This window comes from Rahnella sp. PAMC25617 (assembly GCF_050606005.1).
In the GTDB taxonomy this organism is placed as follows: Bacteria; Pseudomonadota; Gammaproteobacteria; order Enterobacterales; family Enterobacteriaceae; genus Rahnella; species Rahnella variigena.
In genome coordinates, this window is sequence record NZ_JBOCUM010000235.1 from 1 (window position 1) to 277 (window position 277).

General features: G+C 38.3%; 1 protein-coding gene. It reads right to left on the reverse strand.

Annotation, left to right across the window (positions count from 1 at the left end):
- Positions 1–277 (reverse strand): M3 family metallopeptidase (locus ACM615_RS24255; protein ID WP_431012688.1); only part of this gene is annotated, 277 nt, incomplete at both ends.

Genomic DNA, 277 nt, shown 5'->3' on the forward strand with positions numbered 1-277 from the left:
CTTGTACACGGTCATCCACGCGCCATTACGCTTTCCTGGTCTTGGGAAAAAATCAGCATAAAAAATTGATACCAATTCGCCTTCAGCATCGGCGACTTTATAGGTAAGGACTTCCTCGTGATATTTATCAATAGTGGTGATTTCTTCAAATTCTAACCCAAACAATTTTTGAGCGACTTTAAAGGCGCCGTCTATAACGTTTTCAAGTTTGAAATACGGTTTGAGCTTCTCGTCATCCAAATCAAAACGTTTTTGTTTCAATTTTTCAGCATAATAG